The sequence below is a fragment of the Marinovum sp. genome, from assembly GCF_048263515.1.
Taxonomy (GTDB): Bacteria; Pseudomonadota; Alphaproteobacteria; order Rhodobacterales; family Rhodobacteraceae; genus Marinovum.
This window is the reverse complement of sequence record NZ_JBLXEC010000004.1, coordinates 1-25,322: the sequence shown is the minus strand read 5'-3', so window position 1 is coordinate 25,322 and position 25,322 is coordinate 1. Positions and strand designations below refer to the sequence as shown.

22 protein-coding genes and 1 tRNA gene are annotated in these 25,322 nt (G+C 67.1%); 17 read left to right on the top strand and 6 right to left on the bottom strand.

Annotated elements, in window-relative coordinates:
• Positions 1 to 4: 4 nt before the first annotated feature.
• Complete coding sequence (locus ACN0SE_RS05510; protein ID WP_417523498.1) at positions 5 to 1,309, bottom strand: trypsin-like peptidase domain-containing protein; 1,305 nt, start codon at positions 1,307 to 1,309, stop codon at positions 5 to 7.
• Positions 1,310 to 1,472: 163 nt separating this feature from the next.
• On the opposite strand from ACN0SE_RS05510, the gene ACN0SE_RS05505 reads away from it, so the two are divergent.
• The 4 genes from ACN0SE_RS05505 (at position 1,473) to ACN0SE_RS05490 (ending at position 4,933) form a co-directional block, all read left to right on the top strand.
• A complete protein-coding gene (locus ACN0SE_RS05505; protein WP_417523497.1) occupies positions 1,473 to 2,111 on the top strand; it encodes a hypothetical protein in 639 nt (212 codons plus the stop codon).
• A 10-nt stretch (positions 2,112 to 2,121) separates the two neighbouring features.
• Entirely contained in the window at positions 2,122 to 4,239 is a 2,118-nt protein-coding gene (locus ACN0SE_RS05500) for a caspase family protein (protein WP_417523496.1), read from the top strand.
• A 68-nt stretch (positions 4,240 to 4,307) separates the two neighbouring features.
• Positions 4,308 to 4,559 carry a hypothetical protein gene (locus ACN0SE_RS05495; RefSeq protein ID WP_417523495.1) on the top strand — a complete coding sequence of 84 codons (252 nt, stop codon included), beginning with the start codon at positions 4,308 to 4,310 and terminating at the stop codon, positions 4,557 to 4,559.
• The gene (locus tag ACN0SE_RS05490) at positions 4,556 to 4,933 is read left to right on the top strand and encodes a type II toxin-antitoxin system death-on-curing family toxin (protein ID WP_417523494.1); all 378 of its coding nucleotides are present in this window, start codon (positions 4,556 to 4,558) and stop codon (positions 4,931 to 4,933) included. Before ACN0SE_RS05495 ends, ACN0SE_RS05490 begins: the two co-directional genes overlap by 4 nt.
• A 5-nt stretch (positions 4,934 to 4,938) precedes the next feature.
• Here the strand turns inward: ACN0SE_RS05490 and ACN0SE_RS05485 are convergent, their stop codons facing one another.
• On the bottom strand, positions 4,939 to 5,817 hold the full coding sequence (locus ACN0SE_RS05485) for an NAD-dependent epimerase/dehydratase family protein (RefSeq protein ID WP_417523493.1): 879 nt from the start codon (positions 5,815 to 5,817) through the stop codon (positions 4,939 to 4,941).
• Positions 5,818 to 5,968: 151 nt separating this feature from the next.
• Here ACN0SE_RS05485 and parE point away from each other — a divergent pair, with 151 nt between their 5' ends.
• From parE to ACN0SE_RS05470, 3 genes are all read left to right on the top strand, one after another.
• Entirely contained in the window at positions 5,969 to 7,927 is a 1,959-nt protein-coding gene (gene parE, locus ACN0SE_RS05480; RefSeq protein ID WP_417523492.1) for a DNA topoisomerase IV subunit B, read from the top strand.
• A 482-nt stretch (positions 7,928 to 8,409) separates the two neighbouring features.
• Positions 8,410 to 8,538, top strand: coding sequence for a hypothetical protein (locus tag ACN0SE_RS05475; RefSeq protein ID WP_417523491.1), 129 nt, complete (start codon positions 8,410 to 8,412; stop codon positions 8,536 to 8,538).
• Positions 8,539 to 8,857: 319 nt separating this feature from the next.
• Complete coding sequence (locus ACN0SE_RS05470) at positions 8,858 to 9,595, top strand: DUF1194 domain-containing protein (RefSeq protein ID WP_417523490.1); 738 nt, start codon at positions 8,858 to 8,860, stop codon at positions 9,593 to 9,595.
• A 62-nt stretch (positions 9,596 to 9,657) separates the two neighbouring features.
• Here ACN0SE_RS05470 and rpmB read toward each other — a convergent pair whose 3' ends face one another.
• The 3 genes from rpmB to meaB all read right to left on the bottom strand — a co-directional run bounded on the left by rpmB (position 9,658) and on the right by meaB (position 11,883).
• The gene (rpmB, locus tag ACN0SE_RS05465) at positions 9,658 to 9,948 is read right to left on the bottom strand and encodes a 50S ribosomal protein L28 (protein WP_417523489.1); all 291 of its coding nucleotides are present in this window, start codon (positions 9,946 to 9,948) and stop codon (positions 9,658 to 9,660) included.
• 166 nt (positions 9,949 to 10,114) lie between these two features.
• Positions 10,115 to 10,909: an alpha/beta fold hydrolase gene (locus tag ACN0SE_RS05460; protein ID WP_417523488.1), complete on the bottom strand. Its 795-nt coding sequence runs from the start codon at positions 10,907 to 10,909 to the stop codon at positions 10,115 to 10,117.
• Positions 10,906 to 11,883, bottom strand: a complete 978-nt coding sequence (gene meaB, locus ACN0SE_RS05455; RefSeq protein ID WP_417523487.1) for a methylmalonyl Co-A mutase-associated GTPase MeaB — start codon at positions 11,881 to 11,883, stop codon at positions 10,906 to 10,908. Before meaB ends, ACN0SE_RS05460 begins: the two co-directional genes overlap by 4 nt.
• Before the next feature lie 263 nt (positions 11,884 to 12,146).
• Between meaB and ACN0SE_RS05450 the strand changes: the two genes are divergently transcribed.
• On the top strand, positions 12,147 to 12,824 hold the full coding sequence (locus ACN0SE_RS05450; RefSeq protein WP_417523486.1) for a DUF3108 domain-containing protein: 678 nt from the start codon (positions 12,147 to 12,149) through the stop codon (positions 12,822 to 12,824).
• A 7-nt stretch (positions 12,825 to 12,831) separates the two neighbouring features.
• Positions 12,832 to 15,291, top strand: a complete 2,460-nt coding sequence (gene hrpB / locus ACN0SE_RS05445; RefSeq protein ID WP_417523485.1) for an ATP-dependent helicase HrpB — start codon at positions 12,832 to 12,834, stop codon at positions 15,289 to 15,291.
• A 124-nt stretch (positions 15,292 to 15,415) separates the two neighbouring features.
• Here hrpB and ACN0SE_RS05440 read toward each other — a convergent pair whose 3' ends face one another.
• Positions 15,416 to 16,003 carry a TetR/AcrR family transcriptional regulator gene (locus ACN0SE_RS05440; RefSeq protein WP_417523484.1) on the bottom strand — a complete coding sequence of 196 codons (588 nt, stop codon included), beginning with the start codon at positions 16,001 to 16,003 and terminating at the stop codon, positions 15,416 to 15,418.
• Positions 16,004 to 16,103: 100 nt separating this feature from the next.
• On the opposite strand from ACN0SE_RS05440, the gene ACN0SE_RS05435 reads away from it, so the two are divergent.
• From ACN0SE_RS05435 to ACN0SE_RS05400, 8 genes are all read left to right on the top strand, one after another.
• Positions 16,104 to 16,397 carry a hypothetical protein gene (locus tag ACN0SE_RS05435; RefSeq protein WP_417523483.1) on the top strand — a complete coding sequence of 98 codons (294 nt, stop codon included), beginning with the start codon at positions 16,104 to 16,106 and terminating at the stop codon, positions 16,395 to 16,397.
• Positions 16,398 to 16,482: 85 nt separating this feature from the next.
• A complete protein-coding gene (locus ACN0SE_RS05430) occupies positions 16,483 to 17,769 on the top strand; it encodes a homoserine dehydrogenase (RefSeq protein WP_417523482.1) in 1,287 nt (428 codons plus the stop codon).
• A gap of 171 nt (positions 17,770 to 17,940) precedes the next feature.
• Positions 17,941 to 18,903, top strand: coding sequence for a class II fructose-bisphosphatase (gene glpX, locus ACN0SE_RS05425; protein WP_417523481.1), 963 nt, complete (start codon positions 17,941 to 17,943; stop codon positions 18,901 to 18,903).
• Complete coding sequence (locus ACN0SE_RS05420) at positions 18,903 to 19,472, top strand: cysteine hydrolase family protein (protein WP_417523480.1); 570 nt, start codon at positions 18,903 to 18,905, stop codon at positions 19,470 to 19,472. Before glpX ends, ACN0SE_RS05420 begins: the two co-directional genes overlap by 1 nt.
• The gene (gene recJ / locus ACN0SE_RS05415) at positions 19,469 to 21,217 is read left to right on the top strand and encodes a single-stranded-DNA-specific exonuclease RecJ (RefSeq protein ID WP_417523479.1); all 1,749 of its coding nucleotides are present in this window, start codon (positions 19,469 to 19,471) and stop codon (positions 21,215 to 21,217) included. Before ACN0SE_RS05420 ends, recJ begins: the two co-directional genes overlap by 4 nt.
• Before the next feature lie 253 nt (positions 21,218 to 21,470).
• Positions 21,471 to 21,545, top strand: a tRNA-Glu gene (locus tag ACN0SE_RS05410).
• A gap of 318 nt (positions 21,546 to 21,863) precedes the next feature.
• Entirely contained in the window at positions 21,864 to 24,272 is a 2,409-nt protein-coding gene (locus tag ACN0SE_RS05405; protein ID WP_417523478.1) for a PAS domain S-box protein, read from the top strand.
• Positions 24,273 to 24,562: 290 nt separating this feature from the next.
• On the top strand, positions 24,563 to 24,886 hold the full coding sequence (locus ACN0SE_RS05400) for a hypothetical protein (protein WP_417523477.1): 324 nt from the start codon (positions 24,563 to 24,565) through the stop codon (positions 24,884 to 24,886).
• Positions 24,887 to 25,322 lie beyond the last annotated feature (436 nt).

The following is a 25,322-nucleotide window of genomic DNA, read 5'->3' as shown; positions in this document are numbered from 1 at the left end:
CAGATCAAAGTGTAATTACCGCGGGGTCAAGCACAACCGCACCGCCGATCGGTCGCATCCCCTGCTGGTTGGAAAACGGATCAAAGACCACGTGGCGGGTCTGACCGCCGGCCGCGCTGACCAGCAGCACGACCGGACCGGTGATCTCGGGCCAGGGCGCTGTGGCGGGCGCGCCGTTGAAGGCGAGGATCTCGTCGCCCACCGAGAGACCGGCCAGATAGGCCGGGCTGGTGGCGGCCAGCGCGGTCACCCGCCGGCCGCTGAGGGTCACGCCCAGCGCCTGCAGGCTGGTGCCGCGCGCCGCCGGGGCGGCCTGTGCCGACAGGGTCAGCCCCATCAGCGCCGGCGCGGGTTCGGCCGGGTCGAAGCGCAGGGTGGCGCTCAAGGTTTCCGGACCGCGCCGCAGGCCGAGGCTGACGCTTGCGCCCGCGCGCGCGTCGATCCTCAGGGCAAGGTCGCCCTGACCGGTGATCGGCCTGCCGTCGACCGCCAGCAAGATGTCACCGGGGCGCAGCCCGGCCGTGGCGGCGCAGCCCTGCGGTGTGACGTGATCGACCAGCAGGCCGGTGGTGTCACTCAGCCCCAGCGCCTCGGCAATCATCGCATCGACCGGGCGCAGGCGCAGGCCGAGGCGCGGCACCGGGCGCAGACGGCCGTCATGCACCGCCTGCACAAGCTCCATCGGCAGCGCATAGGCCATGCCGGCAAAGAACCGGCTGGCCCGCGCCAGCCCGCTGTTGAGCCCGATCAGCCGGCCCTCGGCATCTACCAGCGGCCCACCTGAGGACCCGGCATTGATCGCCGCATCATGCTGGATCAGCCGGACCGGCAGCGCCGGGTCGACCTGCCGGTCACTGGCCGAGACGATGCCAGCGGTCAGGGTCTGCGCCGCCTCGAAAGGGGCGCCCACCGCATAGACCGTCTCGCCCAGCGCCGCCCGTCCGGGGCGCGGAGAGAGGCCCGGGGCGCGCGCCCCCTCCAGCTGCAGAAAGGCCACGTCGCGCGCTGCATCGATCTGCGTCACCTCGGCGTTCAACTCGCGGCCCTCGGCATCGCGCAGCCGCAGCGCGCGGCGTGTGCCCACCACATGCGCCGCCGTCACCGCCTGCCGCCCGTCCTGCCAGAGCACGGCCGAGCCCAGGAACGCCCGGTCCCGGTCCGCACCGGTGACCACCAGTGTCGCCGCCATGGCCCGGCGCAGGGCAGAGACGTCTGCGGCTTCATGCGCCACGGCGTCAGAGGCCTTGGCCAAGAGTGGCAACAGCGGCAACATGAGGCTCATGCGGCGGGTGATCTTTCGGGTCGGCATCGCGCACTCCTGCGAAAACTTGCATGACCTCAAGCTAGGGAGGGGCGCCGCCGGAAGCACATGAAAAGGGCTGTTATGTGCACAGAGGCCACAACAAATCCTTTGAATGCGGGGCGCTTCGGCTCAATATCGGGTCAAATTGATTGGTTCAGGAGTGTTTCAGATGTCCCCTTGGCTTGTCTCCGCCGCCTTGGCGCTCGGGCTTCTTGCCGCGCCTGCGTCGGCCCAGAACACCGCCGCCCAGACCGCCGCGCTCTCGGCCGAGCTCTACCTCGCCGGTCAGGAGGCCAGCGATCCGCTGTTGTTGCTCGCCGCCGCCAAGCTGCGCAAATCGGTGCGGCTGGAGCCGGTCGAGCGCACCCCCGAAAAGGACATGCCCCTGCCCGACAAGGTCACTGCCGAGGCGCCGCTGGGCTGGCAGGAGATGCTCGACGCCGCCGTGGCGCTGGCGCCCGAAGACCCGGTGATCACCCAGCTGGCCGAGGATATCGCCGCCGAGGGCAGTCGCGGCGTCAAGACCGGCCAGCTCTATTCGATCACCGCGATCCGCAATGGCGGCACCGACACCTATCCGCCGCTGACCTACCGTGGCGGCGAATATGCCGATGTCTATGTCGAGGGCGGCGGCCAGGCCGATCTCAACCTCTTTGTCTACGATGCCCAGTCGCGGCTGGTCTGTTCCGACACCGATATCTCGGCGATTGCCCATTGCGGCTGGACCCCGGCGCAGGACGCGGCCTTTACCGTGGTGGTGCGCAACCGCGGGCGCAGCGATTCCGGCTATTCCCTGATCACCAACTGAGAGGGCCGCCATGCTTCGTCGTTCCTCCCTTCTTCTGACGCTGCTGGCGCTCTTGCTTCCCGCTGCGGCGCTGGCGCGCGAGGCGCATGCCCTGCTGATTGGCGCCTCGACTTATCCGTCGCTCGATGAACGCTTCTGGCTCAAGGGTCCGGCCAATGACGTCGACCTCGTGGCGCGGTTCCTTGCCGGCAACCCCGCCCTGCCCTTCGCGCCCGAAAACATCACCGTGCTGGCCGATGGTGTCGAGGGCGCGGCCGATCCGACGCTGGCCGCGATCCGGGCGGAATTTGCCGCGCTGGCGCAGGAGGTCGAGGCCGGCGATTTCGTCTACCTGCATTTCTCGGGCCACGGCTCGCAGACCCCCGCGACCGACCCCGAGAGCGAGCTTGACGGGCTCGACGAGATCTTCCTGCCGACGGACATCGGCCCCTGGAACGACACCGTCGGGACGGTCGAGAACGCATTGGTCGATGACGAGATCGGCGCGATGATCGATGCGATACGGGCGCGCGGCGCCGATGTCTGGGTGGTCTTCGACAGCTGCCATTCCGGCACCGCCACCCGCGCCGCGCCCGGCGGTGACGAGGTGCGGATGCGGCAACTGCCGCCAGAGGCGCTGGCGATCCCCGCCCTGACCCTGGCCGAGGCCGAGAGCCGCAGTCGCACCCTGCCTGACCCGCAGGCCCCGCCCGAGGTGCCGGTGGTCGCTGTGGCGGGCGACGGCGACCGCGGCCGGCTGGTGGCCTTCTTCGCCGCCCAGACCAACGAGACCACGCCCGAAAAGAACATGCCCAAGGGCAAGGCCGGCCGCCGGCTGCAGGGGGTCTTCACCTATACGCTGTTCGAGACTTTGGCCGAACGACCGGGCATCACCTATCGGCAATTGGCGCAGGAGGTGCTGCGCAAATACGGCACGCAGAACCTCGCCCGCGCCACGCCGCTGTTCGAAGGCGACCTCGACCTGCCGGTCTTTGGCCGCACCGAGGCCGACCGTATCCTGCAATGGCCCGCCAGCCGCGCCGGCGACGCCTTGCAGCTGCCGGCGGGCCGGTTGCACGGGCTGGAGGCAGGCTCGGAGCTTCTGCTGCTGGCCTCGCCCGCCGATCCTGACGAGGCGGCGCTGGCGGTCTTTACCGTGAACACAGCCGAGACCTTTTCGGCGCAGGCCAGTGGCGACTTCGACCTCGACGCCCTGCCCCCCGGCGCGGTACTGCGCAAGACCGGCACCACGCTCAACCTGTCGCTCACCGTCGCTCTGCCTGCCCCCGGCTCTGCCCCGGCTGACGCCCTGGACGCCGCCCTGCAGGTCATCACCCGCGACGGGCTGACCAGCCCGCGCATCCGGTTCGTGCCGGCGGGCGACGGCGAGGCCGACCTGCGCCTCGCGGTCTTTGCCGACAGCGTGCGGCCCGACGCGCTCTGGTTCCTGACCGCGGCGGGCGTGGTGGACGAGAGCACCCTGGCCCAGTTGCCCTCGATCTCGACCGGTGACAAAACGCCAGAGGACCTGGCCCATGCGGTGGCGGAGTCCCTAACCCGGATGTCGCGCGCGCTCAACCTGATGAAGGTGGGCGCGGCCACTGCCGGCGCCAGCGCGCTGCAGGTCGAGGCCGAGATGGTGCGCGGGCGCTATGACGCGGTGCGCGAAGAGGTGCCGCCCGCCTCGCGCACGGGCCTCTCAGCGGCCTCGGTGCCGCGGCTGGTGCCGGACGACACGCTGGGCCTGCGGCTGGCCAACGCTGGCGCCGCGCCGGTGGATTTCAACATCCTCTACGTCGGCTCTGACTATTCGATCACCTTCATGGGCAACGGCCGGATGCAGCCCGGCGACCGGCTGGACGAGGATTTCGTGCTGATCACCGACACCAGCCTTGGCCGAGAGCGAATGATCGTGGTGTTCTCACCGGTGACCCCGGGATCGGTGCTCGAGGACCTGTCCTTTTTGGCGCAGGACGCCGTCGACCGCACCCGCGCCGCAGGCGCCCGCCCGCCGGGGCTGGGAGAATTGCTGGAAACTGCGGGCTTCGGTGATACGACGCGGGCGGCGGTGTCGCTGTCGCGGCGCAAGAAGACGCCGGAACCGGTGCCGTTGTTCGTGCAATTCGAGGTCGAGACGGTGACGCCCTGAGCGGGCGCCTTGCATAATGCGCGGAAAAGTGTATATTTCAGTACACATCTTGATGCAGGGAATCTCCAATGGTCACCCGTCTTCACACCCGCAACATCTGCACCATGACCGAACTGCGGGAACCGCAGAAGGTCTTCGACCGCGCCGGCGGCGAGCCGGTGGCGATCATGAAGAACTCGAAATGCGTCGGCTACCTGGTGCCGGAAGAGGCGACGCTGGACAGCGAACCGCGCTATGCGTCGATGGACGAGGTTCTGGCGGCGGTCGAAGAGACACGCGCCCAGGCCGCGCCGGTGCTCGACTACCTGAAGGATAAATGAACTTCGTCCTGCTCACGCCCGACCAGGTCGAACGGCTGCATGATCTGGTACTCAATGCCGGCGAGTTGGCTGGTCGTGCCAAGGACAAGTCCCTGGAAGGCGCCTTGGCCCGGGTGGACAACCGCCTGGTCTATGGCTTGATCGAGGATGCCTTCGATCTGACAGCGGCGTACGCCGTGGCCATTGCCACCGGGCATTGCTTCAATGACGGCAACAAGCGCACCGCCTATCGCACCATGCTGGTCTGCCTGCGCCTGAACGGCATCTCGATCACGCACGAGACCGAAGAGGTCGGCGACCGCATCATCCGCCTCGCCCAGGGCCACCTCGACCCGGCGAGCCTGGCCGACTGGCTGCGCACCAAGGCCGGCTGAGCGCCCTACCCCAGCACGTCGCGCCACGAATGCTCGGGCTGAAAGCCCAGCATCTCCTTGGCCTTGCGGTTGCTGTAGAACGTCTCGGTCTCGCCCATCTCGTGGCGCAGCGGCACGCCCTCGTAGAACCGCGCGCGTACCTCTGCGTTGCTCAGCCCGACCGAGAGATCGTCGTTGGCGACGTTGAACACCTCGTAGCCCAGACCGTCTGTCTCGAGGCATTTCTCCACCATCTGGCCGAGATCGCGCACGTCGATATAGCCGAAGATGTTGCGCCGCCGCTGTGCGGGATCGGCCAGAAAGGCGGGGAATTTGCTGGCGTATTCCTCGGGCGCTATGACGTTGTTGATCCGCAACCCGTAGATGTCGATGCCCGACCGCGCCTGAAAGGACCGGCCGCAGGCCTCGTTGCAGATCTTGGACATGGCGTAGCTGTCATGCGGCACCACCGGGTGCTCTTCATCGACCGGCAGGTAGTCGGGGCGCAGCTCGCCCTGGGCGAAACAGACGCCATAGGTCGTCTCTGACGAGGCAAAGATCACCTTGGGAATGCCGAGCTTCACCGCCGCTTCCATGACGTTGTAGGTCGACAGGGTATTGACGCGGAAGGTCTCGTTATCGGGCTTGATCAGGATGCGCGCCAGCGCCGCGAAATGCACCACCGCGTCGAACTTCGGTGCCTCGGGGGCGTTCAGCTCGTCGAAGCCCGACAGGCTGGAGAGCGCATTGAACACCTGGCCGCTGTCGGTCAGATCGACCGACAGGTTGTCGGGCGCCTGCGGCGCGTCCAGATCGAGGTTGAGCACCCGGTGCCCGCGCGAGCGCAGCCAGGGAACGATATGTCGGCCGGCCTTGCCGCTACCACCGGTGAATGCAATCCGCATGAAAGGACCTCCGTTCTGTCAGTCGCGGATAATCGCCACCACGCGACAGGACGCAAGCCCGTTCCGCCCCGGCAGGCGATCCACACCCTTCCCCCGCCCGGCCCGCTCTGCCATACTGTGCGGCAATCAAGAGCAACAAAGAGCAGCGGACATGGCCGACGATCTCCTCACCCCGGTGAACCCTTCCGACTATGATGCCAGCCACATCGAGGTGCTCGAAGGGCTGGAGCCGGTGCGCAAGCGCCCGGGCATGTACATCGGCGGTACCGACGAGCGGGCGCTGCACCACATGGTGGCCGAGGTGCTCGACAACTCGATGGACGAAGCGGTGGCCGGCCATGCCAATCGCATCGAGGTCGAGCTGCACGAGGATTTCGCCGTCACCATCCGCGACAACGGCCGCGGCATCCCGATCGATCCGCACCCGAAATTCCCCGACAAATCAGCGCTCGAGGTGATCCTCTGCACGCTGCACGCCGGCGGCAAGTTCTCGGGCAAGGCCTATGAGACCTCTGGCGGTCTGCACGGTGTGGGCGCCTCGGTGGTCAACGCGCTGTCGGATTCGATGGTGGTGCAGGTGGCGCGCAACAAGGAGCTCTACGAGCAACGCTTTTCCCGCGGCATCCCGCAGGGTGGCGTCGCCAGGATCGGCGCGGCGCCCAACCGGCGCGGCACCACGGTGACCTTTCACGCCGACGAGCAGATCTTCGGCAAGCACCGGTTCAAGCCCGCCCGCCTGCTCAAGATGGTGCGCTCCAAGGCCTACCTGTTCTCGGGCGTGGAGATTCGCTGGAAATCGGCGATCGACGATGGCGAGACCCCGACCGAGGCCACCTTCCACTTTCCCGGCGGCCTGTCTGACTATCTGACCGAGACGCTGGGCAACGCCTCGACCTATGCCGAGAAGCCCTTTGCCGGCACGGTGGATTTCCGTGAGAAGTTCAATGCCCCGGGCAAGGTCGAATGGGCGATCAACTGGACGCCGTCGCGCGACGGCTTCATCCAGTCCTACTGCAACACTGTCCCCACCCCCGAGGGCGGCACCCACGAGGCCGGCTTCTGGGCCGCGATCCTCAAGGGCATCCGCGCCTATGGGGAGCTGTCGAACAACAAGAAGGCGGCGCAGATCACCCGCGACGACCTGATCACCGGCGGCTGCGCGCTGGTGTCCTGCTTCATCCGCGAGCCGGAGTTCGTCGGCCAGACCAAGGACCGGCTGGCCACCACCGAGGCCGCCAAGCTGGTCGAGGGCGCGGTGCGCGATCACTTCGACCACTGGCTGACCTCGGACACCAAGAGCGCCGGCGCGATCCTCGATTTCCTGGTGCTGCGCGCCGAAGAGCGGCTGCGGCGGCGGCAGGAAAAGGAAACCGCGCGCAAGACCGCCACCAAGAAGCTGCGCCTGCCCGGCAAGCTGGTCGATTGCTCGGCCACCTCGCGCGAGGGAACGGAGCTCTTCATCGTCGAGGGCGATTCGGCTGGTGGTTCGGCCAAGATGGCGCGCGACCGCAAGACCCAGGCGCTCTTGCCGCTGCGCGGCAAGATCCTCAACGTGCTGGGCGCGGCCTCGTCCAAGCTGGGTTCCAACGCCGAGATTTCCGATCTGTCACAGGCGCTTGGCGTGGGCTTGGGCACCAAGTTCAACATCGATGATCTGCGCTACGAGAAGATCATCATCATGACCGACGCCGACGTCGACGGCGCCCATATCGCGGCGCTCTTGATGACCTTCTTCTTCACCCAGATGCGGCCGATGATCGACGCCGGGCACCTCTATCTGGCCTGCCCGCCGTTGTTCCGGCTGACCCAGGGGGCCAAGCGGGTCTATTGCCTTGACGAGGCCGAGCGCGACATCTGGCTCGAGAAGGGTCTGGGCGGCAAGGGCAACATCTCTGTCTCGCGGTTCAAGGGTCTTGGCGAGATGGACGCCAAGGACCTGAAGGAAACCACGATGAACCCCGAGACGCGCAAGCTGATCCGGGTGTCGATCGACGAGGACGAACCCGGCGAGACCGGCGACCTGGTGGAACGGCTGATGGGCAAGAAGCCGGAGAAACGGTTCGAGTACATCCAGGCGAATGCGAAGTTTGTCGAGGAGTTGGATGTTTGACGGCTCAGGTGCGCGAAGCGCGCCGGTAACTTTGTGCGATGGTGGGCAATACTGCTTACCCTACGGCGCAGTTCTGACCATTTGACGAGCCGGGCCAGCGCCTGCCCGCGGGGTGGCGCTGCTCCCGTCGTTCGACAGCGCTTTATCTCAGCCAAGCACGTCCCACAGATATTCGAAGCGCCCAGCCCTGCCAAAGCGCCAGCCCGACGGGGCGGGCAGGCGCTGGCCCGGCGGCCTGCGGCCTTGATTCCGGGCCGGTGAGAAGCGCGACCGACGCGAACATCGCACAACCGCCCCCGATCATCCCTCTTGCGAGCGCCCCGACACAAGCGTAGATTCCACCTCGCAGGCTCCGGGAGAGCGAATCTCCGGCCCCTGCCGCCTCCCAAGGATCATCGCCCCGCAAGACCGGGCAACCCTGATCGCCTGACGATGCGACGGCCCGTGGCGATCCCGCTGCGGGAAATCATCGGAGATCATTCATGTCCAAGAGCAAGAACAAGGGCAACAAAGAAGCCAAGAAACCCAAGCAGGAAAAGCCCAAGGTCCTCGCCACCGCGAATTCCAACCTCGGCAAACCGCTCAACATCGGCGGCCAGAAGGGCAAGTAACCCCTTGGCGCCGGCCCCCGACCGGCAAATGGGGCGGCCTGTGCAGGGCCGCCCCATCGCAGTTCATGAGGGAAGGTTGTCTTGGGTACACGAAGAATGACCCGCCGCGCAGCGTAGCGGTTGGGGCCCTTCTGGCCCGATGCCGCTTCAGGGGTTTGCACCTTGCGGCAGGTCACTCATCGCATGTCCCAGATGTAACCCTCTCGCCCCAAAAGGGCAAAAGCGCAGAGGGTGACCTGACCTATCCGAAAGGATAGTCCCCCGGCGCGCTGACGAAATTGTGCGTCCGCCGCCGCCCGCTTGGCGCTATCGTGGCCCCATGCGCGCCCTTGCCCTTTCCCTCTTCCTGCTTGCCCTGCCCGGCATGATGCTGGCGCAGGACACCGACCTCGAACTGGTGCTGCTGGCCGATGCCTCCGGCTCGATCGACAGCCGCGAGATCGCCTTTCAGCGCCAGGGCTATGCCATGGCCCTGACCGATCCAGAGGTGCTGGAGGCGATCAAGGGCACTGCCTATGGCACCATTGCCGTGACCTACGTGGAATGGGCGCAGGACACCGCCGTCGTCGTGCCCTGGACGCGGATCGACGGGTTGCAGGCGGCCGAGGGCTTTGCCAGCCGCCTGCTGGCCACGCCGCGCCGCGCCTCCGGGCGCAATGCCATCGGCCGCGCGCTGCTCGAAGGGCTGCGGCAGATCGAAGAGAACGACATTCAGGGCTGGCGGCGGGTGATCGACTTTTCCGGCGACAGTGCCAACAACCATGCGGGACCGGCGATCGCCGAGGCGCGGGCGCAGGTGCTGGCGGCGGGGATCACCATCAACGCCCTGCCGATCCTTCGGCCGGACGATCCCGGCCGCGCCCATGGCGGGCTCGAGGCGCTTTACGAGGAACGGATCATCGGCGGCATGGGCGCCTTTGTCGTCACGGCCGAGAGCCGCGCCTCCTTTGCCTCCGCGGTCAAGCGCAAGCTGGTGCTGGAGATCTCGGGGCAGATGCCCGGTGCGCCGCAGGTCGCCGAACTGGCGCCGAAAAAACACCATCCCACAACAGAATAACCCCCGCCGGGTGGGCCGCCGAGGGTCAGACGACCCCGCAGGGCCGCGCAAAGAGGGAAAGATCAGGCCTCGGCGGCCTGGGCTTTCATGATCTCTTTCTTGACCTTGAGCGCCGCATCCGACAGCTCGGCGTCCTTGGCTTTCGCCAGGAACTTGTCGAGACCGCCACGGTGGTCCACCGAGCGCAGGGCCGACGCCGAGATGCGCAGCTTGATGCCGCGCTTCAGGGTTTCGGATTGCAGGGTCACGTCGTTCAGGTTGGGCAGAAAGCGACGTTTGGTCTTGTTGTTGGCGTGGCTGACGTTGTTGCCAGTCATCGGGCCTTTTCCGGTCAGTTCGCAGCGGCGCGACATGTGATCATCCTCATCGTTTCAGAGCAGGACATCGAACCCATTGGCCCGGACGCGCCCCGCAAATATCAAAGGGCGCCGCATAGGCCGCGCCCGGAATCTGGTTTGCAGGCTATTACGCGGGCGGGCCGGGATCGTCAAGGGCTGGTGACGCGGGCAGACCACATCTTCACGCGGGCGCGGCGTCAAGCGCCTCGGCCCGGGCCAGAGCGCGCGCCGCAAGGGCCCGGCGGCCGGACTTTTCCGCCTGCGCGGCGAGGTGGCGCCAGTACTTCGGGCTCTGCCGCCGCGAGCGCCGGTGCAACATGGTGATCCGCACCGCAGGCACCTGTTTCTTGGTCAATTGTGCCTGCAGCTTGCCGAAGCGCCCGCCCTCTCGCAGCACCCCGGTCGCCGGGTGGCCGCCGCCGGCCAGCCGCACCAGCGACACCTGCGGAAAGGCAGCAGAGATCAGGGCGGCATTGCGGATGTCCATCGGCCGAAAGGGATCGGCGAGGATCACGCCCTGCAGATCGGTCCCCCGCGTCGAGAGATCGCCGAGGTCCGCGTCGAATCCCCCAGCGCAATCGCGGTAGCGGCGGTCAAAGGGCACATGCTCGGGCGCAATCGAATATTGCGGCGAGACCGCGATGACCCGACGAAGCCGCAGCGCCTCGGCAAATCGGAACGCCGCGTAGCCGCCCATCGAGAACCCCATGGCGCAGGCATCGTCATAACCCGCCGCATGGGCGCGCAGCGCGGCCTCCAGCGCCGTGGTCTCGTCGTTGATGTACCAGTCGTTCCAGCGCGACTGCAGGTGCAGGTGGCTCATGCCCGCGGCGGTAATACTGCGCACCGGGCGCGGGTCGTCGAACTGCCCCGGCGCGGCAAGTCTTTGACGGAAGCTGACAAAGAGCGTCTTCTGCCCCGGATTGAACAGCGTGGCGCGGATCAGCGCGCCGTCAAAGAGCCGCTCGCCCGTCATCCGCCGAGGTGCCGGTCCAGCATGTCCTGTGCGGCGCGGGCCGGTGTGGTGCGGCCCTGGGCCACCTCTTCCGAGAGGTCGGCCATGGCGGCGCGCGCCTCGGGGGTCTGCAACCGCGACAGCAGCGCCTGGCGCACCTCTTCGGCAAACCAGTAGCGCGCCTGGTCGGCGCGGCGGGCATCGAAATGCCCTTCGTCGCGGCGCCACTGGGTCAGCACCTGCATCTCGTCCCAGGCCTGCGCCAGCCCCTCTTCCTCGAGCGCCGAGACGGTCAGCGCCTTGGGGAAACCGGGCGGGTCCTGCGGCCGCTTGCGCAGCAGGCGCAGGGCGCCGGCATAATCCGCGCAGGTGCGCATTGCGGTAGGCTTCAGGTCGCCATCAGCCTTGTTGACGAGGATCAGGTCGGCCATCTCCATGATGCCGCGCTTGACGCCCTGCAACTCGTCGCCGCCAGCGGGTGCCAGCAGCAGCAAAAAGAGATCGGACATCTCGGCCACCACCGTCTCTGACTGCCCCACCCCCACGGTCTCGATCAGCACCACGTCAAAGCCCGCCGCCTCGCAAAGCCGCACCGCCTCTCGCGTGCGCCGGGCAACGCCGCCAAGATGCGACTGGCTGGGCGATGGGCGGATGAAAGCGTTGCGGTCGCGGGTCAGCTGCTCCATCCGCGTCTTGTCACCGAGAATCGATCCGCCGGAGCGCGCCGAAGAGGGATCGACGGCCAGCACCGCCACCTTCTTGCCCTGCCCGGTCAGCATCAGGCCGAAACTTTCGATGAAGGTCGATTTGCCGACGCCCGGCGTGCCCGAGAGCCCGATTCGCAGCGCCTGGCGGTCGGCCTTCTGCAGGTGCTCCATCAACTCGGTGGCCTGGGCGCGGTGATCGGCCCGGCCGCTTTCGATCAGCGTGATCGCCCGGGCCAGCGCCCGACGCTCCCCGGCAAGAACCTGCTCGGCCAGTGTGGCAATCTCCATCTCGTCCCTCACTTCTCTGCGACCGGCGTCTTTCCGCACAGCCCCGCCTCCGCCATACGCGGGAAGTTGCGCGCCACCCGCCACAGGGGCGGTCCGGCTGGCAATTTCTGCCTTGGGGAGTACCTCTAGTCCAGAGCGGTGGGGAAATTCCACCGGACAAAACATCTCCTCGCGGGCAACGGGAATACTCACACATGATCGGGCGACACCTGCGGCACAGTTTCTGTGCCCTGACGACGACTTTTGCACTTGGCGCAGGGGGGATGACCGCCGTCAGCGCGACAGCAGCGCAACCGGCCACGGAAACCGGCCGCTTCGAGGTCTATTACTCCGGGCTCAAGGCCGGCGAGGTGCTCTTCGGCATGACGCAGGAGGGCGGGCAGTATGCCGCCACGGGCGAGGTGAAATCCTCGGGCCTGATCGCCGCGATCTCGCGCTTTCGCTACCGCGCCGAGGCAAAGGGGCGAGTGTCGGGCGAAAGCTACACGCCCAGCCGCTACGAGGAGAGCCTGGATACCGGGCGGCGCGAGAGTGACAAGGTGATCGCCTATCGCGACGGTCTGCCGGTGCTCGAACGCAGCGAGGACCCCGAGGATCACTGGCTTGATCCGCGCAGCCAAGGCGATGCGCTCGATCCGCTGACCGCCTTCTGGCAATTGCTGCGCGACCGCGAGGGCGAGGACCTTTGTGCGCTGAACACGGTCTATTTCGATGGCGAGCGGCGTATCCGGCTGACCACCGGCAAGGCTGACCGGGCGACCAACCAGGTGACCTGCCAGGGCAGCTACATCCGCGAAGGCGGTTTTTCCCGCAAGGCGCTGAAGGAGGGCCGCAAGTTTCCCTTCGAGGTGACCTATACGCCAACCGCCGCCGGCCAGTGGCAGGTGAGCCGGATCGACGCCGAAACTCTGCGTGGACGGGTGCTGCTCATTCGGCGATAAGGCCGGCATGACGCCGACCCGCCTGCCCCTTCCGATCGACGACGCGCTGCCAGAGCTGCTGGCGGCGGTCCGCACCCATGGCCGCGCCGTGCTGCAGGCGCCGCCCGGCGCCGGCAAGACCACCCGCGTGCCGCTGGCGCTGCTCGAGGCCGGGCTGATCGAGGGCCGCATCCTGATGCTCGAGCCGCGTAGGCTGGCTGCGCGCGCCGCCGCCGAACGCATGGCCGAGACCCTGGGCGAGGCCGCCGGGGAGACCGTGGGCTACCGCATCCGCGGCGAGAGCCGCACCGGCCGCGCCACCCGCATCGAGGTGGTGACCGAGGGCATCCTGACCCGGATGATCCAGTCCGACCCCGAGCTTGCCGGGGTCGGCGCGGTGATCTTCGACGAATTCCACGAACGCTCGCTGAATGCCGATCTTGGCCTCGCGCTCTGCCTCGAGATCGCCGGTGCCCTGCGCGAGGATCTGCGGCTGATCGTGATGTCGGCGACGCTCGAGGCCGCGCCGGTGGCCGACCTGATGGGTGGCGCGCCAGTGGTGACCTCCGAGGGCCGCTCCTTCCCGGTCGAGACCCGCTGGTTGGAAAAGCCCCTGCCCCCGAAGTCGCGGATCGCCGAGGCCTGCGCCGACCTGGTGGTTCAGGCGGTGGGTGAAACCAAAGGAGGCGTGCTGGTCTTCCTGCCCGGCGAAGGCGAGATCCGCCGCTGCGAGACCCTGCTGAAGGCGCGTCTGCCCGGCAATTGCAACCTGCAACCGCTCTATGGCGCCCTGCCCTTTGCCCAGCAACGCGCCGCGATCCGACCCGAGACCGAGGGCCGCAAGGTGGTGCTGGCCACTTCGATCGCCGAGACCTCGCTGACCATCGAGGACATCCGCGTGGTCGTCGACGCCGGCCGGGCGCGCCGCGCGCGCTTTGATCCCGGCTCGGGCATGTCGCGGCTGGTGACCGAAAAGGTCTCTCGGGCCGAGGCCACCCAGCGCGCCGGCCGCGCCGGCCGCGTGGCCGAGGGCACCTGCTACCGGCTCTGGACCCGCGGCGAGGAAGGCGCTCTCCCGGCGTTTGCCCCGGCCGAGATCGAGGTCGCGGACCTGGCCGGCCTGGCGCTCGAACTGGCGCTCTGGGGTGGCAGCGTCGAGGAACTGCCCTTCCTCACCCCGCCCAATCCCGGCAGCTGGGCCGAAGCGCAGGCGCTTCTGCGGATGCTGGGCGCGCTCGATGCCGGCAACCGGATCACCGAACATGGCCGCCGCCTCGCCGCCCTGCCGCTGCATCCCCGGCTGGCGCATATGCTGGCCGAGGCCGGTCCCGAGGCGGCGCCACTGGCCGCGCTGTTGGCCGACCGCGATCCCTTGCGCGGCGCGCCGGTGGACCTCTCGCTTCGGCTCGAGGCCCTGCGCGATCCGCGCGGCTTTCGTCAGCGCCGGCCTTACGAGCTGCACCGCCCGGCGCTCGACCGCATCGGCCAGGAGGCGAAACGCCTGACCCGCGCCGCGAAGAGCCGCCCTGCGGGCGCGATGAGCGCCGCGCAGATGGTGGCGCTGGCCTATCCCGACCGCATCGGGCTGCGCCGCAAGGGCGACGCGCCGCGCTATGTGCTGTCCGGCGGCAAGGGCGCGGTGATGGAGCCGTCGGACCCGCTGGCCGGCCAGCGGCTGATCGTGGTCAGCGACACCGACGGCAACCCGCGAGAGGCCCGCATCCGCCAGGCCATCGCGATTTCAGAGGGGGAGATCCGTGCGCTCTTTGCCGACCAGATTACCTGGGTCGATCTCTGCGACTGGTCAAAACGCGAACGCCGGGTGGTGACGCGGCAGCAGGAGCAGCTGGGCCAGATCGCCCTGCAGGACCGGATCTGGAGCGATGCCCCCGAAGACGCGGTGGCCCGCGCCATGCTCGACGGGGTGCGCGAACTGGGGCTGAAGCTGAGCAAGGGCGCGGCGCGGCTGGTGGCGCGGGTGACGGTCGCGCGTGCCGGCGGCATCGATCTGCCGGACATGTCGGAGCCGGCGTTGATGGAGGACCTCGAGAGCTGGCTGCTGCCCTTTCTCACCGGCATCCGTACCGCCGAGCAATGGAAGGCCTTCGACCCGCATGACGCCCTTGTGGCGCGGCTGAGCTGGGAGCAGACCCAGGCGCTCGACCGGGCGGTGCCGGCGTCTTTCGTGACGCCGCTGGGCCGCAAGATCCCGATCGACTATTCCGGCGAGCATCCCGAGATCACCCTGCGCCTGCAGGAGATGTTCGGCCAGACCAGCCATCCGACGGTGGCGGGCCAGCCGCTGCGCGTCACCCTGCTGTCACCGGCGCAGCGACCGGTGCAGACCACGATGGACATCCCCGGCTTCTGGGAGACCTCCTATGCCGACGTGCGCCGCGACATGCGCGGGCGCTATCCGCGCCATCCCTGGCCCGAGGACCCGCGCGAGGCCGACCCGACCTTGCGGGCGAAGCGGCGGGGAACCTGAGGTCCCGGCGCGGGGGCCGGGACGCGGGGGTGTGGGTGTCGAGCGGGGTTCGGGGGCGCTGCCCCCATCGCCTTTGGCGACTCCCCCGAGGGTATTTGGAGCAAGAGGATAGATCAGGGGCAGCTCAGGCGCCCACGGCGCGGCGCACCATGTCCCAGTAAACCTGTTGCACCTCTTCCAGCGAGAGCCGGCCGCCGGCGCGGTACCAGGTGTTGACCCCGGTGAGCATGCCGATCACCGCCATGGTGGCGATCTTGGTGTCGGGCATCTCGAACCGCCCGGCGGCGAGGCCGGCGCGCAGGATGGCCTCGAGCTCGTCCTCGTAGGCGCGGCGCAGCTTCTCGATCACCGCGAAGTTCTCGGGCTCTAAGTTGCGCAGTTCCATGTAGGAGATGAAGATCGCCTCGGGGCGTTCGATGTTGAAGCGGATGTGGAAGCGGGTGAACTGGGCCAGGCGCTCGACCGGATCGGCGGTGGCGGGCTCTTCGGCCCAGGCGGCGAGCAGCTCGTCCATGTGGCCCTTGAGCAGCGAGAACAGAAGGCTCTGCTTGTCGGGGGTGTAATTGTAGAGCGCGCCGGCCTGCACGCCGACTTCGCCGGCGATCTGCCGCATCGAGACGGCGGCAAAGCCGTGCCGCGCAAAGAGCCGCAGCGCGGCCGCGCGGACCTTGGGGCCGGTGATGTCGGAATGCGAACCTTGGGTGCGTGCCATGCGCCCAACATGAACTGAACGAGCGTTCAGATCAATCACCAATCCTTGCCCTCGCGGGCAGACTGCGGCATGAGGGAGAGACACCCCCTGCGGAGCTTTCATGCGCCTGATCCGGTTATGTTTCTGCCTTGGCCTTGCGGCCTGCACCCAGTTCCCGGAACTGGCCGACAGCGAGGGGCCCGCGGTCGAGGCGGCCCCCTATCCGAGGCTGTTGAGCGCCGAGGAGCTGGCGCTGCGGCCCGAGAGCCGCACCTCGCTGGCGGTGCGCGACGGCGTGCTGTCCCGGGTCAGGGGCCTTGGCGCGCGGGCCGCAAGGCTGCGCCGGCCGGTGATCGACCGGGCCACCCACGCCCGCATGGCCCGCGGCGTGCCGGAGATTCCGGCGCCGGAATGAGCCGCCACGTCATGCTTGCCGTTGCACCCTGCCCCACTTGGCGATACATCGCGCGAAACGCCCGATCTTGCTGGAGGATACCGCGATGACCCCACCCCTACGCCTTGGAATTGCCGGGCTTGGCACGGTCGGCACCGGCACGGTCAAGATCATCCGCCAGAAGGCGCATCTTCTGTCGGTGCGCGCCGGGCGTCCGGTCGAAATTTCTGCCGTCTCTGCCCGCACGCGCGACAAGGATCGCGGCGTCAACCTCTCGTCCTACGCCTGGGAAGACGATCCGGTGGCGCTGGCGCGGCGCGACGACGTCGATGTCTTTGTCGAGCTGATGGGCGGGTCCGACGGGCCGGCCAAGGCCGCCACCGAGGCGGCGCTGAAGGCCGGCAAGGACGTGGTCACCGCCAACAAGGCGATGCTGGCGCTGCATGGCCAGGAGCTGGCGCAGCTGGCCGAGGACAATGGCGCGGTGCTGCGCTTCGAGGCCGCCGTGGCCGGCGGCATCCCGGTGATCAAGGCGCTGACCGAGGGGCTCGCGGGCAACGAGATGACCCGGGTGCTGGGCGTGATGAACGGCACCTGCAACTACATCCTGACCCGGATGGAAAGCGCCGGCCTGCCCTATGACACGGTCTTCGAAGAGGCCAACCAGCTGGGCTATCTCGAGGCCGATCCAGAGCTCGACGTCGGCGGCATCGACGCCGGCCACAAGCTGGCGCTGCTGGCGGCCATCGCCTTTGGCACGCAGGTGAATTTCGCCGGGGTCGAGCTGGAAGGCATCGGACGCATCCTGATCGAGGACATTCGCGCCGCCGCCGACATGGGCTATCGTATCAAGCTGCTGGGCGTGGCGCAGATGACCGGTCGCGGGCTGGAACAGCGGATGTCGCCCTGCCTGGTGCCTGCCGCGTCGCCGCTGGGGCAGCTCGAGGGCGGCACCAACATGGTGGTGATCGAGGGCGACGCGGTCGACCAGGTAGTGCTGCGCGGCCCCGGGGCCGGTGAGGGCCCGACCGCCAGCGCGGTGATGGGCGACGTGATGGACATTGCCCGCGGCCTGCGGGTCTCGACCTTCGGCCAGCCTGCCAAGACCCTGTCGCAGGCGCAGCCGGCGCAGAGCGCGGCACCCGCGCCCTATTACCTGCGCATGAGCCTGCGCGACAAGCCCGGCGCGCTGGCCAAGGTGGCGACGCTTCTGGGCAATTCGGGCGTCTCGATCGACCGGATGCGGCAGTACGACCACACCGACGAGGCCGCGCCGGTGCTGATCGTGACCCACAAGACCCAGCGCCGGGCGCTGAACGAGGCGCTCGAGGCAATGGGCGAGACCGACGTGGTGCTGGGCCAACCGGTGGCGCTGCGCATCGAAGAGGTCTGAGGACCGCCCTGCCTCTGACAATGACCTCCGCCTGCGACACCGCTGGCGGAGCGCCGACCCACTCGGCCCCTCCCGCAGCAAGAGCTTGCGACTGGTAGCGCAACCCACTTGCAGGCCAGACCGCGCACAAGGTAGTCAGAGGCAACGCATCTCACACAGAGGATTTCGCCGATGGCTCCCAAGGATTTCAACGACCGCATGCTGTCTCTGGGCCTGGCCCGGGTGGCCGAACAGGCCGCCATTGCCAGCGCCAAGCTGATTGGCCGCGGCGACGAGAAAGCCGCCGATCAGGCCGCCGTCAACGCCATGCGCGACCAGCTCAACCAGCTCGACATCCAGGGCACCGTGGTGATCGGCGAAGGCGAGCGCGACGAAGCCCCGATGCTCTATATCGGCGAGGAAGTGGGCAGCGGCACCGGCCCCGAGGTCGACATCGCGCTCGACCCGCTGGAAGGCACGACGCTGACCGCCAAGGACATGCCCAACGCCCTGACCGTCATCGCCATGGGCCCGCGCGGCTCGATGCTGCATGCGCCGGATGTCTACATGGACAAGCTGGCGATCGGCCCGGGCTTCAAGACCGGCGTGGTGACGCTGACCATGAGCCCGTCCGAGCGGGTTTCCGCGCTGGCCGCGGCCAAGGGCTGTTCCACCACCGACATCACCGTCTGCGTGCTGGAGCGTCCGCGCCACGAAGAGATGATCGCCGAGCTGCGCGCCACAGGCTGCGCCATCCGGCTGATCACCGATGGCGACGTCGCCGGCGTGATGCATTGCGCCGAGCCCGAGCTGACCGGCATCGACATGTACATGGGATCCGGCGGCGCGCCTGAGGGCGTTCTGGCCGCCGCGGCGCTGAAATGCATGGGCGGGCAGATCTTCGGCAAGCTGCTGTTCCGCAACGACGACGAGAAGGCCCGCGCTTCGAAGGCCGGGATCACCAACTTTGACCGGGTCTATACCCGCGATGACATGGTGACCGCCGACGTGATCTTTGCCGCCACCGGCGTGACCTCGGGTTCACTGCTGCCGGGGCTCAAGCGCACGCCGGGCTGGACCACCGCCGAGACGCTGCTGATGCGCTCGAAAACCGGCTCGGTACGGCGGATGATCTACCGCCATCCGGAAGAGTGATGGGCAGCACCGCCCTCGTGATGATCGACTTCCAGGCCGGCTTTCTCGAGCCGGCCTCGTGGGGGGCGCGCAACAACCCCGACGCCGAGGCGCGGGCCTTGCGGCTGGCCGATCACGCCCGCGCCATGGGCTGGCCGGTGCACATGGTGCGCCACCTCAGCACCACGCCGGGCAGCCCGCTGCGGCCAGAGCTTCCGGGCTCTGACTTCCTGCCGGGCTTTGCCCCGCGGGACGGCGAAGGACGGCACGAGAAATCGGTCAACTCCGCCTTCATCGGCACCGATCTCGAGGCCCAGCTCAAGGCGCAAGGCGCAAGCCACCTGGTGATCTGCGGGCTGACCACGCCGCAGTGCGTCTCGACCTCCTGCCGCATGGCGGCCAACCTCGGCTTCGAGGTGACGTTGGCGCATGACGCCTGCGCCGCCTTTGCAACAAGCGCCGATACCTCCTGGCAGACGGGCCTCACCGCGCCCGACCCCGAGGCGATCCATGTGGCCGCCGTCAGCCAGTTGCACGGTGAATTCGTCACCGCGCGCGCCACCGACGACATCCTCGGTGAGGCCGGATGAGCGCCTTCCTCGGGGTGGAAAACTCGCTCACGGGTCGGCGCTGGGTCGGCCCCGGTCTGGCCGTCGAACGCCAGGCCGACCTGCTGGAGCAGGCGACCGCCCTGCCCCGCGCGCTGGCGCAGGTGCTGGCGCGGCGCGGTGTCGAACCGGCCGAGGCGCAGGCCTTTCTCGACCCCAAGCTCCGCGACCTGCTGCCCGACCCGCGGCAGATGCGCGACATGGACAAGGCCGCCGCGCGCCTGCTGCAGGCGCTGAACAAGCGCGAACGCATTGCGATCTTTGCCGATTACGACGTCGACGGCGGCTCTTCGGCGGCGCTGCTGATCGCCTGGCTGCGGCACTTCGGGCGGCAGGCGACGCTCTATGTCCCCGACCGGATCGACGAGGGCTATGGCCCGAACGAGCCCGCCATGGCAGCGCTGGCCCGCGACCATGACCTGATCCTCTGCGTCGATTGCGGGACGCTCTCGCACGGCCCCATCGCCGCCGCCAAGGGCGCCGATGTGGTGGTGCTCGACCATCACCTGGGCGGCGAGACCTTGCCCGACGCCGTCGCCGTGGTGAACCCCAACCGCCAGGACGAGGACGGCACGCTGGGCCATCTATGCGCTGCTGCCGTGGTCTTTCTCTGCCTGGTCGAAGCCGGGCGGCAGCTGCGCGAGGCCGGAGAGCGCGGGCCCGACCTGATGGCGCTGCTCGACCTGGTAGCGCTGGCCACGGTGGCAGACGTGGCGCCGCTCACCGGGGTGAACCGGGCGCTGGTGCGCCAGGGCCTCAAGGTCATGGCCGCCCGTCAGCGCACCGGTCTGGTGGCGCTCTGCGATGCCGCGCGGCTGGATTCAGCGCCCGCCGCCTATCACTTGGGCTTCGTGCTCGGCCCCCGCGTCAACGCTGGCGGCCGCATCGGCAAGGCCGACCTCGGCGCGCGGCTGCTGTCGACCGACAACCCTGCCGAGGCCAAGGCCATGGCCGACCGTCTCGAAGAGCTCAACGCCGACCGGCGCGAGATCGAGGCGGCGGTGCGCGCCGCGGCGCTGGCCCAGGCCGAAGAGCGCGGCCTCGACGCGCCGCTGGTCTGGGCGGCGGGCGAAGGTTGGCATCCGGGCGTGGTGGGCATCGTCGCCTCGCGCCTGAAGGAGCTGACCAACCGCCCGGCCATTGTCATCGGTTTCGACGGCGATGACGGCAAGGGCTCCGGCCGCTCGGTGGCGGGGGTCGACCTCGGCGCCTCGATCCACAAGCTGGCCGCCGAAGGCCACCTGATCAAGGGCGGCGGTCACCGCATGGCGGCCGGCCTCAGCCTGACCCGCGCGCAGCTGGAACCGGCGATGGAGCGGCTGTCGGAATTGCTCGCCCGCCAAGGCGCCGGCGATGCCGGCCCCGCCGACCTGCGCTGCGACGGCGCCCTGATGCCCGGCGCCGCCACGCCGGACCTGGTGACCCGCCTCGAAGAAGCCGGCCCCTACGGCGCCTCGGCCCCTGCCCCGCGCTTTGCCTTTCCCGACATGGCGATCCGTTTCGCCAAGCGCGCCGGCGAGAGCCACCTGCGCCTGAGCTTTTCCGACGGCATCACCCCGCCGCTCGACGCCATCGTCTTTGGCGCCTTCGACGGACCCTTGGGCAACGCCCTGATGGACCACGGCGGCGCGCGCTTCCACCTCGCCGGCAAGCTCGACATCAACACCTGGGGCGGCCGTCAGAAAGTGCAGCTTCGCCTCGACGACGCAGCCCACGCCCACGATTGATTCCGCCCCTCCGGTGCCGGGTCCCCCAGCACCGGGCGCTAGCCCCTGCAACTTGTGGATAAAACCCGCTCTGCGACGCGGGAGTCATCCCAATAATATCAATGCCTTACGCACCGAAACGGCCTTCGAAAAAAATCTCGGCCGCGGACGAATTTTTTTCATTTTTCTGCTTGCGCATATCCGCCGCATTACTTAGAACCCGCCTCACGCCGCAGGGTTGGCCACACGGACAGCCCCGCAGCGACAACAGAGTGGCCCGTTCGTCTATCGGTTAGGACGCCAGGTTTTCAACCTGGAAAGAGGGGTTCGATTCCCCTACGGGCTGCCACTTTTCTCCAATTATCCTATTATTGTTGGACTTCCCGCCGGGAAGTGTCCCACGGTTTTCGTTGCGTGGGACACCGGCGCATCATTCCCGCCGCTGAGCCGCCTGCCTGGACGGATACGCCGTACACCAGCCACAGGCGCAGCAGGCCGTGCGATTTCGTTACCTTGGAAGCTCTGCGCAAGGTGGTCCAAACCCTGCATTTGGCCTTGGCGCCTTCATTTCGAGCGCTAAGTTTGTCAAATTCCGGGGAGTGAGCAAGACGGCGCGTGCAAGCCACTCAAGGTTATTCGCGAGGACAAGGTGCGAAACGAGTTGAACATGACCAGTGACCGCCTCGGGCGGATCGTCGAAGATGCTGTCAGCGAAGTCTATGTCTTCTCGGTAGACGATTGCCGGTTCTCCTTGGTCAACCGAGGCGCGCGTGAGAACCTTGGCTACACCATGGACGAGCTCCGGGAAATAACCCCATGGGACCTCATGCCCTCCATAACGCGAGAGGAATTCCTGCAATTGGTGGACCCTCTCCTCAAGGGAGACCGCTCTGCGGTGGAATTCGAGACATTCCACCAGAGAAAAGACGCCTCACGCTACAATGTCTGGGTCCACTTGCAGCTGTTGTCCACGGACGGCGAAAGAGTGTTCTATGCGGCAATTCAGGACATCACGAACCAGAAAGAGACCGCCGCAGCCCTGAAGAAGGCCTCAACCCGACTGGACGCCATCCTGAGCAACACCACCATGGCGATTTTCATGATGGATGATCGCCAGCACTGCGTCTTCATGAACCGCGCCGCGGAACTGCTCACTGGCTACAAATTCGAGGAAACCCAGGGCCGGCCTCTTCATGACGTGATCCACCACACCCACCCGGACGGACGGCATTTCCCCATCGAGGACTGCGAGATCGACCGGGCCTTTCCCGAGGATCACCAGGTCCAGGGGGAAGAGGTCTTCGTTCACAAGGATGGCAGCTTCTATCCGGTGGGCTTCACCGCCTCTCCGATGAAGGACGAAAACGGCAAGACCGTGGGCACGGTCATCGAAGTGCGCGACATCACCGAAGAGTTGAAGGCCCGCAATGCCGAGGCTGAATTCAACAACGCGCTGAAGGTCCGGGTCGAAGAGGCCATGGCCGAACGTGACCGTCTGGAATCGCAGCTGGTGCAAGCCCAGAAGATGGAGGCCGTCGGCCAACTGACCGGCGGCGTTGCGCATGATTTCAACAACCTGCTCCAGGTCATCGGCAGCAATCTGCAACTCCTGCTGAAAGACCTGCCGGACGGCGATCCAAAGAGAAAATACGCGGAGAACGCGGTAACCGGGGTGACGCGTGGCGCGAACCTGACCGCGCAATTGCTCGCCTTCGGCCGTCAGCAACCGCTCGAGCCCAAGCCGATGAACGTGGGCCGGCTGTTGCGGGGCATGGACGACATGCTGCGGCGGACCCTCGGGGAAGCGATTGAAATCGAGACGATCGTCACGGGGGGACTGTGGAACTGCCTTGTCGACCCGACGCAGTTGGAAAACGTCATTCTCAACCTCGCCATCAACGCGCGCGATGCGATGGAGCACCGCGGCAAGCTCACCATCGAAGCCGGCAACGCGTCACTTGACGATGACTATGCCAGAATGCACCCGCAGGTGGTTCCGGGGCAATATGTCATGCTCGCCATCACCGATACGGGCAGCGGGATCGCCCCCGACATCATGGAAAAGGTCTTCGACCCCTTCTTCACCACGAAGGCGGTTGGCGAGGGCACCGGGCTTGGTCTCAGCATGGTCTATGGCTTCATCAAGCAGTCAGGCGGCCATGTCAAAATCTACAGCGAGGAAGGGCATGGCACCACCGTTCGGGTCTACCTGCCCCGGACGCGCAAGGAAGAAGACATTCCGCAGGCCCATGCAACGACAGACACGCCGAAAGGCCGTGGCGAAGTCGTTCTGCTGGTCGAGGACGACCATGCCGTGCGAGAAACCGCTGGCGACCTGCTGCGTGATCTCGGGTATTCAGTTCTGACCGCGGAAAACGCCGACAGCGCGCTGGTCATCGTGAACAGCGGCGCCAAGATCGACCTGTTGTTCACCGATGTGGTGATGCCCGGAAAACTGCGGAGCACGGAGCTTGCCCGGAAGGCCAAAGAGCGAATTCCCGGTGTCGGAGTGCTCTTCACGTCGGGGTATACGCAGAACGCGATCGTCCACTCCGGGCGGCTCGACGACGATGTGGACCTGCTGACGAAGCCCTATTCACGTGAACGCCTGGCCCAGAAGATTTCCGAAATTTTCGACCGCCGCCCAAGGCCGGTGCCGGAGGGGCAGAGCCTGAATGGCGGTATGGTCAGCGGGGATGAGCCGTCCGGCAAGAGGGCACGTGTGCTGCTTGTGGAGGACGACCTCCTGATCCGTATGGCGACTGCAGACATGCTGGCAGATTTGGGCCACGATGTTGTCGAGGCCGGCACGGTAAAGGAAGCCTCGGCCCTGCTGGGGACCGAGGACTTGCAGGTCATGCTCACCGACCTTGGCCTTCCTGACGGCAACGGCATGGATCTGGTGCGGCACGTTTCGGAAACCCAACCAGACGTCGCGGTTATCATCGCATCGGGCACTGATCTGCGTGACCAGATGGAGAGTAGCACTCCGGGGCGCCGCATCATCAATCTGGTCAAACCCTACGATCAACGTTCATTGGAGCACGCGCTTCGAGACTGTCTTGGAAAATCATGAGTGTATCATCCGGGGACCACAGCGCGTCTGCTGCCCCTGATCAGGGCGAAGGATAAGCCAACTCTTTGCGGCAGAGCATGACACGCGGCTCGAGGACACCGACTTCGCTCTGACAAATATGCTAAACCGAGTTTGCCGACGGCCCCCCGATAGCAGACCTCTTGGCAGCACGCGGCGAGTAACGGCTCGGCGCCCGGTTCTCATGGTTTCAAGCGGAATGTGTTATACTGGATTTCGATGACGCACGCGGCCCACACCATGCTGGGCCAACAGTATTGGGGAGCAATGAGATGACACCAGTTGTATTGTTGATCGGCAAACTGCCGACGGTCGTGGAAACCGTGGCTCGCGAACTCGAGGAATTCCCGGTTCAGTGGCTGGGCGCGCATAACCGCGAGGAGGTTATCGCCCAGCTCGAACGCGAGCCGGGTATTGCAGTGGTGGTGATGGGAGCAGGTCTTGACGACCGTCTGCGCGGCGAATTGATCGGCGTGATCGCGTCACACCGGCCTGACCTCTGCATCCACGTAAAGGATCGTGCCTCCGGACCCTCAGGCATGGCACCCTTCGTGCGGCGTGTCGTTCAGGCAGATTTGTTGAGCGAGCCCGCCTGACCGCAATTTTCCGGGCCTCCCGCAAGGACGGATCCCAGGATTCCCGCACCTTAGGACACCAACGCATCACTCCCCCCTCTCCCGCCGCTGAGCCGCCTGCTTGGCCAGACGTGCGCGCTCGAATTTCTTGGTGTAGATGGCCGCCGTTTTGACGTCGCTGTGCGACAGCAAGGCCATGACCTCGTAGACCGAACCGCCCTGCTCGGCGATCTCTTCGGCGCGGGCCTTTCGAATACCGTGCTGCGAGCGCGTCGCCTTCTTTACCGGGTTGCCGTCAGAGTCTTTTCCCAGTTCGAAAAGACCTGCTTCGATGATCCATTTGCGGATGCGGTTGTCGAGGCTCCCGGAAGATACAAAGGTGTGAACAGGCGTGCAATTTTGACCCCGTAACGGGGTGATCGGCGTCCAAAAATGACCCCCTTACACTGATGTGGAT

What these genes read in the sequence shown, in the direction of transcription:
- ACN0SE_RS05510 (WP_417523498.1), bottom strand. Translation starts at nt 1,309, where the DNA reads ATGCCGACCCGAAAGATCACCCGCCGCATGAGCCTCATGTTGCCGCTG.
- ACN0SE_RS05505 (WP_417523497.1), top strand. Translation starts at nt 1,473, where the DNA reads ATGTCCCCTTGGCTTGTCTCCGCCGCCTTGGCGCTCGGGCTTCTTGCC.
- ACN0SE_RS05500 (WP_417523496.1), top strand. Translation starts at nt 2,122, where the DNA reads ATGCTTCGTCGTTCCTCCCTTCTTCTGACGCTGCTGGCGCTCTTGCTT.
- ACN0SE_RS05495 (WP_417523495.1), top strand. Translation starts at nt 4,308, where the DNA reads ATGGTCACCCGTCTTCACACCCGCAACATCTGCACCATGACCGAACTG.
- ACN0SE_RS05490 (WP_417523494.1), top strand. Translation starts at nt 4,556, where the DNA reads ATGAACTTCGTCCTGCTCACGCCCGACCAGGTCGAACGGCTGCATGAT.
- ACN0SE_RS05485 (WP_417523493.1), bottom strand. Translation starts at nt 5,817, where the DNA reads ATGCGGATTGCATTCACCGGTGGTAGCGGCAAGGCCGGCCGACATATC.
- parE (WP_417523492.1), top strand. Translation starts at nt 5,969, where the DNA reads ATGGCCGACGATCTCCTCACCCCGGTGAACCCTTCCGACTATGATGCC.
- ACN0SE_RS05475 (WP_417523491.1), top strand. Translation starts at nt 8,410, where the DNA reads ATGTCCAAGAGCAAGAACAAGGGCAACAAAGAAGCCAAGAAACCCAAG.
- ACN0SE_RS05470 (WP_417523490.1), top strand. Translation starts at nt 8,858, where the DNA reads ATGCGCGCCCTTGCCCTTTCCCTCTTCCTGCTTGCCCTGCCCGGCATG.
- rpmB (WP_417523489.1), bottom strand. Translation starts at nt 9,948, where the DNA reads ATGTCGCGCCGCTGCGAACTGACCGGAAAAGGCCCGATGACTGGCAAC.
- ACN0SE_RS05460 (WP_417523488.1), bottom strand. Translation starts at nt 10,909, where the DNA reads ATGACGGGCGAGCGGCTCTTTGACGGCGCGCTGATCCGCGCCACGCTG.
- meaB (WP_417523487.1), bottom strand. Translation starts at nt 11,883, where the DNA reads ATGGAGATTGCCACACTGGCCGAGCAGGTTCTTGCCGGGGAGCGTCGG.
- ACN0SE_RS05450 (WP_417523486.1), top strand. Translation starts at nt 12,147, where the DNA reads ATGACCGCCGTCAGCGCGACAGCAGCGCAACCGGCCACGGAAACCGGC.
- hrpB (WP_417523485.1), top strand. Translation starts at nt 12,832, where the DNA reads ATGACGCCGACCCGCCTGCCCCTTCCGATCGACGACGCGCTGCCAGAG.
- ACN0SE_RS05440 (WP_417523484.1), bottom strand. Translation starts at nt 16,003, where the DNA reads ATGGCACGCACCCAAGGTTCGCATTCCGACATCACCGGCCCCAAGGTC.
- ACN0SE_RS05435 (WP_417523483.1), top strand. Translation starts at nt 16,104, where the DNA reads ATGCGCCTGATCCGGTTATGTTTCTGCCTTGGCCTTGCGGCCTGCACC.
- ACN0SE_RS05430 (WP_417523482.1), top strand. Translation starts at nt 16,483, where the DNA reads ATGACCCCACCCCTACGCCTTGGAATTGCCGGGCTTGGCACGGTCGGC.
- glpX (WP_417523481.1), top strand. Translation starts at nt 17,941, where the DNA reads ATGGCTCCCAAGGATTTCAACGACCGCATGCTGTCTCTGGGCCTGGCC.
- ACN0SE_RS05420 (WP_417523480.1), top strand. Translation starts at nt 18,903, where the DNA reads ATGGGCAGCACCGCCCTCGTGATGATCGACTTCCAGGCCGGCTTTCTC.
- recJ (WP_417523479.1), top strand. Translation starts at nt 19,469, where the DNA reads ATGAGCGCCTTCCTCGGGGTGGAAAACTCGCTCACGGGTCGGCGCTGG.
- ACN0SE_RS05405 (WP_417523478.1), top strand. Translation starts at nt 21,864, where the DNA reads ATGACCAGTGACCGCCTCGGGCGGATCGTCGAAGATGCTGTCAGCGAA.
- ACN0SE_RS05400 (WP_417523477.1), top strand. Translation starts at nt 24,563, where the DNA reads ATGACACCAGTTGTATTGTTGATCGGCAAACTGCCGACGGTCGTGGAA.